This window comes from Sphingobium sp. DC-2 (genome assembly GCF_000722555.1).
Lineage (GTDB): Bacteria > Pseudomonadota > Alphaproteobacteria > Sphingomonadales > Sphingomonadaceae > Sphingobium > Sphingobium quisquiliarum.
In genome coordinates this window covers 1-9,461 of record NZ_JNAC01000106.1, presented here as the reverse complement: position 1 = coordinate 9,461, position 9,461 = coordinate 1, and the positions used below count along the sequence as shown (strand labels likewise).

General features: G+C 60.1%; 11 protein-coding genes and 1 pseudogene. 6 read left to right on the top strand and 6 right to left on the bottom strand.

The genetic code is table 11. The annotated features are described in order from the left end of the window. Window positions 1-43: 43 nt before the first annotated feature. Window positions 44-1,219 (bottom strand): HD domain-containing protein, encoded by a 1,176-nt coding sequence (locus tag ET21_RS27255; protein ID WP_156029296.1) that lies wholly within the window; start codon window positions 1,217-1,219, stop codon window positions 44-46. A gap of 241 nt (window positions 1,220-1,460) precedes the next feature. Between ET21_RS27255 and ET21_RS27250 the strand changes: the two are divergent. From ET21_RS27250 to ET21_RS0118905, 5 genes and pseudogenes are all read left to right on the top strand, one after another. Beyond that, window positions 1,461-1,736 (top strand): annotated as a pseudogene (locus ET21_RS27250) (hypothetical protein); the annotation flags it as partial. A gap of 191 nt (window positions 1,737-1,927) precedes the next feature. Then, window positions 1,928-2,140, top strand: a complete 213-nt coding sequence (locus ET21_RS0118920) for a cold-shock protein (RefSeq protein ID WP_021238445.1) — start codon at window positions 1,928-1,930, stop codon at window positions 2,138-2,140. 66 nt (window positions 2,141-2,206) lie between these two features. Continuing rightward, entirely contained in the window at window positions 2,207-2,419 is a 213-nt protein-coding gene (locus ET21_RS0118915) for a hypothetical protein (RefSeq protein ID WP_021238446.1), read from the top strand. An 85-nt stretch (window positions 2,420-2,504) separates the two neighbouring features. Continuing rightward, entirely contained in the window at window positions 2,505-3,215 is a 711-nt protein-coding gene (locus ET21_RS26715) for a hypothetical protein (RefSeq protein WP_051768230.1), read from the top strand. A 194-nt stretch (window positions 3,216-3,409) separates the two neighbouring features. Next, on the top strand, window positions 3,410-3,664 hold the full coding sequence (locus ET21_RS0118905) for a hypothetical protein (RefSeq protein WP_030540883.1): 255 nt from the start codon (window positions 3,410-3,412) through the stop codon (window positions 3,662-3,664). A gap of 374 nt (window positions 3,665-4,038) precedes the next feature. Here the strand turns inward: ET21_RS0118905 and ET21_RS0118900 are convergent, their stop codons facing one another. The 5 genes from ET21_RS0118900 to ET21_RS0118880 all read right to left on the bottom strand — a co-directional run bounded on the left by ET21_RS0118900 (window position 4,039) and on the right by ET21_RS0118880 (window position 7,835). Further along, the gene (locus ET21_RS0118900) at window positions 4,039-4,968 is read right to left on the bottom strand and encodes an electron transfer flavoprotein subunit alpha/FixB family protein (RefSeq protein ID WP_030540882.1); all 930 of its coding nucleotides are present in this window, start codon (window positions 4,966-4,968) and stop codon (window positions 4,039-4,041) included. Between the two features lie 104 nt (window positions 4,969-5,072). After that, window positions 5,073-5,822 carry an electron transfer flavoprotein subunit beta/FixA family protein gene (locus tag ET21_RS0118895; protein WP_021238450.1) on the bottom strand — a complete coding sequence of 250 codons (750 nt, stop codon included), beginning with the start codon at window positions 5,820-5,822 and terminating at the stop codon, window positions 5,073-5,075. A gap of 109 nt (window positions 5,823-5,931) precedes the next feature. After that, complete coding sequence (gene sucC / locus ET21_RS0118890; protein ID WP_030540881.1) at window positions 5,932-7,131, bottom strand: ADP-forming succinate--CoA ligase subunit beta; 1,200 nt, start codon at window positions 7,129-7,131, stop codon at window positions 5,932-5,934. 136 nt (window positions 7,132-7,267) lie between these two features. Beyond that, window positions 7,268-7,597, bottom strand: a complete 330-nt coding sequence (locus ET21_RS0118885) for a hypothetical protein (protein ID WP_030540880.1) — start codon at window positions 7,595-7,597, stop codon at window positions 7,268-7,270. Between the two features lie 58 nt (window positions 7,598-7,655). Beyond that, complete coding sequence (locus ET21_RS0118880; RefSeq protein ID WP_021238453.1) at window positions 7,656-7,835, bottom strand: hypothetical protein; 180 nt, start codon at window positions 7,833-7,835, stop codon at window positions 7,656-7,658. A gap of 314 nt (window positions 7,836-8,149) precedes the next feature. On the opposite strand from ET21_RS0118880, the gene ET21_RS0118870 reads away from it, so the two are divergent. Further along, the gene (locus ET21_RS0118870) at window positions 8,150-9,415 is read left to right on the top strand and encodes a glycosyl transferase family protein (protein WP_030540879.1); all 1,266 of its coding nucleotides are present in this window, start codon (window positions 8,150-8,152) and stop codon (window positions 9,413-9,415) included. Window positions 9,416-9,461 lie beyond the last annotated feature (46 nt).

Below are 9,461 nucleotides of genomic sequence, written 5' to 3'. Positions count from 1 at the left end.
TTACATAAGTGTGAGGAACTGTCCGGTCATTTTGGGGGCTGCTTCACTTCGATTCTTCGAACTTTTTATATGGCGATCTAGATGTCTCGTCTTTCAGAAGAAGTGATGAGCATGACGTCTTTTTCCAAAGCTCAATTTTCTCCATACTCGACAAAGCAACTCTGCTTATAGCTTTTCTGCCGTCCACAGCATTTTGAGCGGTGGGCATTTTTTTCCTAATATATTCTAGTACATCAAAGCACTTGAAGGTCTTGCGATCCCTAATTCGTAGAGCCAATTCAGACACAAGAGGGTCGTCTGCTTCACAGAATTGAGAAAGCGCTCCATAAACTACAGAGTCATCCAGACAAATTGCTCGCTCCAAATTTGTGGGATCATCAACAAACCGCAATAATGGATGATCTTTGTGCAGACCAACCTTGCTATGGAACCCGCTCCGAGCCAATTCAAATACCTTCACCATCAACTCGGTGAAAATTTTTTCAATGCCCCGCGTAGTTTTATGAAGATATATCGTTGGATAAAGCTGAAACAAACCAAGCACATAAGCCTCAGTAGCGTGAAGACCTTTCGGCCCAATCACGAACGTCTGCAAATCTGAAACTTTTTGGTCATCGACCCCGGTGCTTATCGTCTCCACTTGCAAATTTGAGATTAGCCAATCGTAATCAATCACACCATGAGATGAGCCAGCCATCAAGCGATCTCTTCTAATGTAATCTAACCGGTCGGCATCAAACTGGCTAGAAACCACGGCATCATAAACTGAGCGGGGACCAGCACTAGCGATTACTTCAGCTACGTCGTTGGCGAAGCCACTGCCAAGCTCCTTGAGTGGCGAAGAAATTTCGCTGTCCCTAATTAGAACGTCACTTACATGCTCATGATGAGCGAGCTTAAGCGAGAGCCTCTTTCCCACCTCTTCAAAGGCATGACTAAAAGGCCCATGTCCAACGTCATGCACCAGAGCGGCAGCTAGAGCCGCATTCGCCTTGCTTGCATTCCAGTTGGACGATCCGACCTTTTCGCGGATTATGCTCATCAGTTGCCGTGCCGTATGAAATACGCCGATACTGTGAGCTAGGCGGGAATGAGTTGCGCCGGGATAGACAAAATCCGAAAATCCCAGCTGCTTAACGCGCCGAAGTCGTTGAAAAGGTCTAGTTTGGATAACTCGCCAGATCACGTCCTCAAACTGGTCGGCCTGGAAGCCGATCAAATTGTGGACAGGGCATCTAACTCTCTGGGTAACGTACACTGGTTGTTCCTAATATGTTCTAGAGGAACAATCAACCCATATTGCCCCCTGCGCTGGCTATCAGCCTTCTTTGCACTGATAAACCCCGGTGGCAAAAATGTTTCATTGGGATGCCCCATCTATCAAATGTTCCCATTTTGTTCTGTCCTACACCCCCTTACCCCTGATACCGTCCCGGCAAACCCTCCCCTAAACAGGAGCTTTGCCATGTCCTACCACTTCCCCCCTCCCTCACGGCCTCCCCACCCCCGCCGAGCAAGTCCGCACCGACGGCTGGAGCCCCGCGCGGCAGCGGCAGTTCCTGGAAACCCTCGCCGCCACCGGCGTCATCACCACGGCCTGCGACGCCGTCGCCATCTCCCCCCGCGCCGCCTATGCTCTGCGCATCCGCCGCGACGGCGCGGCCTTTCGCCTCGGCTGGGGCGCGGCCATCCTCATCGCCCGCGCGCGCCTCGCCGACGAACCACTCGCCGCAGCGCGCCGTGCGCTTAAAGCCCCGCCACCTCCCTTCCCTTGCAATTCGCGTCCCCAGCCCCCATATTCCCTCTGCTACAGACGCAAATCGACGGTCTTTCGGCGCTTTGCGGCCCCTGAACTCCTTCTTTCCCTGCCCCTCTAGCGCAAGGCCCGTCCACACGGGGCGCGCCATACGAAAGAAGGAAACACCCAATGAGCATCACCGGAACCGTCAAATTCTTCAACGCTGACAAGGGCTATGGCTTCATCGCCCCCGACAATGGCGGCGCGGACGCTTTCGTCCACATCACCGCTGTCGAGCGCGCCGGCCTTGCCACGCTGCGCGAAAAGGACCGCGTCTCCTATGAACTGGAGCAGGACCGCCGTGGCAAGATGGCGGCCGTGAACATCGCCCACGCCGAATAAGGCGCTGCCTGAACCGTCCGGGCGCGCCACCCTGCGCCCGGACACTCACCCGCGAAAGGAGCCTCCATGTCCCACCCCGACTATCGCGCCCTCGCCGCCCAGTCCCGCAGCGATGCGGATGCGGCCACGCTCGCCAACGTCCGCGACCGTTGCCTGCGCTCCGAAGCCAGCTTCCTCGCCATGGCCGAACGGCAGGACCTTGCCGACCGCAACCGCGCCCGCCGCGAAGCCGCTGCCGCCGCCGTGGCGCAGGCAAATGAGGCTCCAGCCAGCGCCTGATATTTTCGGGCTGTCCTACAGGCCCCGAAATAGCATATCTGTCCTGTCCTCTTCCGCACTCAGGCGGAACATATGGAGGACAGACATGACCAAGCGTACCGGCAGGAACACCCCCGGCCATCCCGACAACCGCGCCGAGGACGGCTTTCCCCTTGGCCTGACCAAGCCTGTGCAGGAACTGACGCCTGCTGAAATGGAGGCCGTCGCCAAGCGTCACAATATCTGGACGCGGCCGAAAATGGCCCGCTTCCTCGATGCGCTGGCCAGCACCGCCTCCGTGTCGGCCGCGGCCCAGTCCGTCGGCATGTCGCGACAATCCGCCTATCGCCTGCGCTCCCGCCTTTCCAATCAGGCTTTCGATATCGCGTGGGAAGCGGCGCTTGAATTCGGCCTGCAACAACTCGCCCACGCCGCGCTCGAACGGGCGCTGCACGGTGTGGAGGAGCCGATCTTCTACGAAGGGCGGCAGGTCGGCACCCGCAAGCGTTTCGATGAAAAGCTCACCGCCTTCCTCCTTGCCAACCCGGCCGCGGTCGGCCGCCGCGCGGTGCAGCGCGAATTGCTGCTGGAAAACTGGCAGCGCGTGCTCGACCATGTCGAAAAAGCGCCCGCCTCTGACGAAGCGGCCCTGCGCGAGCTGGAAAAGCTGCGGCAGGACCCGGAACAGGCCGAGGACCTCGCCGCCAGCGAAGCCTTGCTGGATGAGAAGATCAAGAGCTTCTACCGCGAACGCTCCCACCATCTCGCCGGGGAGCAGTCAAAGGCGCCCCCGCGCGGCAAGACTCCGGGCAAATAGGAAAATTTCGCAAAAATGGCGGATTTCTGCGGCTCTGTCGTGTCACCTATGTCACCCTGCCGCGATCCCATGTCCAGAACGCCGCCAGCGCCGCTCATCTTGTCGATTACTCCACAAGCGCCCGGAACCTGGCGGCGTCTGGCCGGTTATCCACGCAAACCTTGACAGGAACCATCCGGTAAGGAGCACCATCTATGATCCGCACTCTGATTTTCGGCGCCATCGCCGGTTATGTCGGCAAGAAGCTGTATGACGAAGGCAAGCTGACCGAGTTCAAGGATGACCTCGTCAGCCGCTACAACCAGGCCCGCGACGACATCTCCAACCGCAGCGCAGCCTCCGGCGCCAGTTCCGGCAGCAGCGGCAATCTGGGCGGCAGCGACATTTCCCCGGCGGTAACGTCCACCCCCTCACGCCCCGCCACGGCCAGTTCGCCTGCGGTCAGCTAACGCTTAAAAAACATATTCCGGCGGCTTTTCCCTCTGGCCGCTGGCCACCGCCCGCCCGGCCCGCGTTCCCCCCCTTTCGCGAAGCCGCTGGCGGGCGGACTATTTCCATCCCTTTCCCGCTTCGTGCAGCGCACCGCGATTCCGCTGAATGACGGATTGCCAGTGCCCCGAAGTGCATTGACCGGGACAAGAGATAGAAGCCACCGCCATGCTGATGCCATCACATCAGCCGCTGCAATAAAAATGGGGGCAAGGTCATGACAACCCCGCCCCAAAGTAAGTTCCGTTCGTACCGGACTATCGAAGCCCGGCAGAAACGCTTAGCAGAAAGGGCCGCTGGAGGCCGCTATTGAAGGCGGCACTCCAGCACCCGATCACAGCTTGCTGGTCAGTTCCGGGACCACCTTGAACAGGTCTCCAACCAGGCCGATATCCGCCACCTGGAAGATGGGCGCATCCTCGTCCTTGTTGATGGCGATGATGGTCTTGCTGTCCTTCATGCCCGCCAGATGCTGGATCGCCCCGGAAATACCCACGGCGATATAGACTTCCGGCGCGACGATCTTGCCGGTCTGTCCGACCTGATAATCGTTGGGCACATAGCCCGCATCGACCGCCGCACGGCTCGCCCCCACGGCAGCACCCAGCTTGTCCGCCAGCGGGTAGATGACCTCCTCGAAAGTCGGCCCATCCTTCAGCGCGCGGCCACCCGACACGATCACCTTGGCGCTCGTCAGTTCAGGACGCTCCTGCTTGGCGATCTCGGCACCGACAAAGGTCGACAATCCCTTGTCGCCGGTCGAGGAAACAGCCTCAACCACACCGGAACCACCCTCACGAGCCGCCTTTTCGAAAGCAGTACCGCGAACAGTGATGACCTTCTTCGCATCCTTCGACTTGACCGTCGCGATCGCGTTGCCAGCATAGATCGGGCGGGTGAACGTATCTTCGCTCTCCACCGAAAGAATGTCGCTGATCTGCATGACGTCCAGCAGAGCCGCGACCCGGGGCGCGATATTCTTGCCGTTGCTGGTGGCGGGCGCGACGAACGCGTCATGGCTGCCCATCAGCTCGACGACCAGCGGCGCGACATTTTCGGCCAGCGCATGACCAAAGGCTGCGTCGTCGGCGACATGCACCTTGCCCACCCCAGGGATCTTCGCGGCTTCCTCACCCACGCCGCCAACACCAGCGCCAGCAACCAGCAGATGCACTTCACCCAGCTTGGCAGCGGCGGTGACAGCGGAAAGGGTCGCGTCCTTGACGGCGCCGCCCTCATGTTCAACCCAGACTAGAGTCTTCATTGATGTTCCTTTCATCCCCACTTCCCGTTCGCTTCGAGCGCAGTCGAGAAGCGGCATGCGCATCCGTGTCTCGTTTTAGCCCGACACGAACGGCAGTTGGGTTCTTAAGCAGCGACGCCCAGAGCCTTCAGCTTGGCAACCAGTTCATCGACATCGGCGACCTTGACGCCAGCGGAACGCTTGGCGGGTTCGGCGACTTTCAGCGTCTCCAGCCGCGGTGCGATATCGACGCCATAATCGGCAGGCGCCTTCGTCGCGAGCGGCTTGCTCTTCGCCTTCATGATGTTCGGCAACGAAGCATAGCGCGGCTCGTTCAAGCGCAGGTCAGTAGTGACAATCGCCGGAATGTTCAGCTTCACCGTCTCCAGGCCGCCATCGACTTCGCGGGTCACGCTGACCTTGTCACCTTCAACCTCGACCTTCGACGCGAAAGTGCCCTGCGGCAGGTTCAGCAGAGCGGCCAGCATCTGGCCGGTCTGGTTGCTGTCATCGTCGATCGCTTGCTTGCCCAGGATGATCAGGCCAGCGCCTTCCTCTTCCTGCACCTTGGCGAGCAGCTTGGCGACGCCCAGCGGTTCAACCTCGTCATCGGTCTGGATCAGGATCGCACGATCCGCGCCCATGGCCAGCGCCGTGCGCAGCGTTTCCTGCGCCTTGGCGACGCCGATCGACACGGCGACCACCTCGGTCGCCACGCCTTTTTCCTTCAGGCGGATGGCTTCCTCAACCGCGATCTCGTCGAACGGGTTCATGCTCATCTTGACGTTCGCCAGATCGACGCCCGTGCCGTCGGCCTTCACCCGCGGCTTCACATTATAGTCAATGACCCGCTTCACGGGCACAAGGATCTTCATCGCAACATCCTCCGTTACACGCCATCGCCGCATATGCGGACAAGGACGCAGGCGGCCCTTTCAGACCGCCTGCGCCCCATGGTGTTTGTTCAAGTGGCTCGAAAGTGCCTCAGGCTGCCTTCCTCACTTCCGCCACGATCTTCTTGGCTGCGTCGCCCAGGTCGTCCGCGGGGACGATCGCCAGGCCCGACGATGCCAGAATATCCTTGCCCTGCTGGACGTTCGTGCCTTCCAGGCGCACGACCAGCGGAACCGATAGGTCAACTTCCTTGGCGGCGGCGACGATGCCCTCGGCAATGATGTCGCACTTCATGATGCCGCCGAAGATGTTGACCAGAATGCCCTTCACGGCCGGGTCCTTCAGGATGATCTTGAAGGCCGCGGTCACCTTTTCCTTGTTGGCGCCGCCGCCAACGTCCAGGAAGTTGGCGGGGAATTCGCCGTTCAGCTTGATGATGTCCATCGTCGCCATGGCTAGGCCCGCGCCGTTCACCATGCAGCCAATATTGCCGTCCAGCTTGATATAGGCGAGGTCATATTCGCTCGCTTCGACTTCGGCCGGATCTTCCTCGGTCAGGTCGCGCAGTTCGGCGATGTCCTTGTGACGGAACATGGCGTTGCCGTCGAAGCCGACCTTGGCGTCCAGCACCAGCAGGTTGCCCTGCTCGGTCAGCGCCAGCGGGTTGACTTCAATCTGCTCGGCATCGGTGTCCACGAACGCGGCATAGAGTGACGAGGCGACCTTGGCGGCCTGCTTCGCCTGATCGCCAGTCAGGCCCAGCGCAGCCGCGACCGAACGGCCGTGGTGCGGCTGAAAGCCGGTGGCCGGATCAACCTTGACCGTATGGATCTTTTCGGGGGTCGAGTGGGCGACCTCTTCAATGTCCATGCCGCCCTCGGTCGACACGACGAAAGCGATGCGGCTGCTGGCACGATCGACCAGCAGGGCAAGGTAGAACTCCTTCGCAATGTCAGCCCCGTCGGTGATGTAGAGGCGATTGACCTGCTTGCCCGCCTCGCCGGTCTGGATGGTGACCAGCGTATTGCCCAGCATGTCGGTGGCGTGAGCCTTCACCTCGTCCAGGTTGAAGGCCAGCCGGACACCGCCCTTGGCATCGGGGCCCAGTTCCTTGAACTTGCCCTTGCCGCGGCCGCCGGCATGGATCTGCGACTTCACGATATAGAGCGGCCCAGGCAGCTTCTTGGCGGCTTCCATCGCTTCATCGACCGAGAACGCAGCGAAACCCTGGGCGATCGGCGCGCCATATTTCGCCAGCAATTCCTTTGCCTGATATTCGTGAATGTTCATGGGCCCGGCCCGTCCTTTCGCTGCAAAGCTGTTGCGGCGGCTAAAGCACAGGCGGGGACGGGACTCCAGCAGGATTTTGCAAATGGACTTTGCAAAATTGCAAATCCGTTGGACTCGTCAGAACGAAAAGTGCGGATCAGCGCAGCAGCGTGCAGGCGACCGCAGCCTTGCTGGTCACCGCAAATATCTCGGGATCCTCAAGGGCGCGCAGCTTGTAGAGGAAACGATCCACCGTCAGATCGCCGATGTGTGAATTGCGGAGCGAGGCAAGGGATTGGACCCGCCGAAGCTGCCCCAGGCTCAACCGATCAACCATACGCTCAGCCATACAGCCTGCGGTGGAAGGCGGAAGACCTGCGTCGATCAGCCCGGCGCGCACCCGCGCCTCCGGCGAAACCGTAGCGCAGGACACTAATAAAAGGGCGGGAAGCATTATGCTGGGCAGGCGAAGGCATCGGATCGTCATACCCCTTCATCGCTCCCGCCGCCTGAACCTGCGGTAAACGGAACGTGCCAACGGAAATTCAGTGAGCGTGCTGCACCAAACGGCTATTCTCGCGCCGATAAGCATCGATCTGATCGGCATAGCCACGGGCAAGGCCCTCATAGGCCGCCCTTCCCTGCTGCGAACGGCTGAACTGCGCCCTTATCAGGGACACCTGCTGCCTGTGCAGCAGATAATTGACATCCTTCTCTCCGGTCATTCACGCCCTCCTACCTTATCGCTTTAAGAGACTGGCGGGGTGCCGCGACTGTGTCTGAGTCGTCTTTCCGGCAGAGCAACCATAACAGCGGCTCCACGCACTGGCGATTCATCCCGGCGCATCACCGGAGCGGCCCAACGGAAAAATCGTGGTGACCTTCCGTGTCTCAAACACCACTCGCCTCTCCTCATGCTTCATCATCTTGATTAACATAGGCTAAGCTTCGGTCCTTCCACGGAAAATTTTGAAGAAGACAGTTGAATCGCCGTCAAAGTAATGGCAACGCCGCCGCTCGATCAGAGGGGGGGCTGACGATGGGGGAAGCGCTGATCGCCTTTCTGGCGGTCGTTCATCATGAAGTTCTATTATTTGCCGTCCTAGGCCTCGCAATAGGCGGAGCGGACGATTTCCTGGTGGACGTTCTTTTCCTGTGCCGCCGCTGGTGGCGCAATATCACGGTCTATTCACGCCATCCCCGCATGACTACGGCGACATTGCCAGCATCGCCGCAGCCCGGCACGATCGCGGTCTTCGTTCCCGCCTGGGGTGAGGCTGATGTCATCGGCCCCATGCTGCGCAACGCGCTGATGCAATGGCAGCAAGGCGACTACCGCATATTCGTAGGCACCTATCCCAATGATCATGCGACACGGGCGGCCGTGGCACAGGTTGCCAAGGACGAACCGCGCGTCATCCTCTGCGTCAATGACCGGCCGGGGCCGACAACCAAAGCCGACTGCCTCAACCTGCTGTGGCGAAATATGCTGCGGGAAGAAAGCCGCACTGGCCGCCGTTTCAAGGCTGTCGCTCTCCATGACGCCGAAGACGTGGTTCACGCCGATGAGATCCGCTTGTTCGATGTCATGATAGATCGTTTCCAACTGGTGCAACTTCCGGTTCTGCCATTGCCCGGCCAAGGCAGATGGTGGTCGCGCGCGGTCGCCAATCACTATTGCGACGAGTTTGCGGAGAGCCATGGTAAATTCCTGACGATACGGGAGGCGATGGGCGCATCCATGCCGTCGGCAGGCGTTGCCTGTGCCTTTGCCCGCGATACGCTGGAGGAGCTGGTCGATCCCGCCAATGGCGGCCCGTTCGATCCTGTATCCCTCACCGAAGATTATGAGATGGGCCTGCGCATCGCCGACCAGGGCAGACGCGGGGTCTTCGTTCGCATGCGCGATGCGAAGGGTGAACTGGTCGCGACGCGCGAATTCTTCCCCGATGGCTTTTGGGCGGCCGTGCGGCAGAAAGCGCGCTGGATGGTCGGTATTTCTCTGGCGGGATGGGACCGCATGGGATGGCAGGGCGGTCCGATGGAATGGTGGATGCGCATCCGCGACCGGCGCGCCGCGTTGGCCGCCTTCATCCTCTTCACCGCCTACATCGCCCTTCTGCTCTGGTGCATCATCCTCGTCGGCGCATGGTTCGGCCTTGGCAAACCATATCAACCAACGCCGCTGGTCGAGGCGCTGCTGTGGGTCAATTTCGGCTTCATGGTTTGGCGGACTGGCATGCGCGCGATCTTCGTTAGCCGAAGCTATGGCTGGCGCTATGGGCTAGGAGCGATCCCAAGGTGAACCGCGCCGGGTTTGTCGGAGGCTCCAACTCCTGAGAAGGTGGAGC